The 265-nt window shown below is 57.4% G+C and carries 1 pseudogene; it reads left to right on the top strand.

Going from position 1 to position 265, the window contains the following annotated elements:
* Positions 1-265: pseudogene (locus KVT27_RS24960) on the top strand (ABC transporter substrate-binding protein); the annotation flags it as partial.

The raw sequence follows: 265 nt of genomic DNA, 5'->3' as shown, positions 1-265 counted from the left end.
AGGAAGCCTGGCGCTCTCCTATGCCGAGCAGCAAAATAAATTCAGCAGCGGCGAAGCTGCCTTCATGTTCGACGGCTCCTGGGCCAACACACCGCTGCTTGATCCCGAGAAGTCGACCATTCTGAACGACGTAGGCTTCATGAGCTTTCCGGATATGGGCGGGCCGGGAGACGGCTATATTAACGGCGGCTGGTCCAATGCCTACGGCTTCTCCAAAAGAGCGACGCCTGCTCAGCTAGTGGCGATCAAGGAATTCATCCGGCAG

The sequence above is a fragment of the Lysinibacillus sp. GbtcB16 genome (assembly GCF_019091145.1).
GTDB classification, from domain to species: Bacteria; Bacillota; Bacilli; order Bacillales_A; family Planococcaceae; genus Lysinibacillus; species Lysinibacillus fusiformis.
Note: the sequence above shows the minus strand (reverse complement) of the source record. Positions and strands in the feature narration are given on the sequence as shown.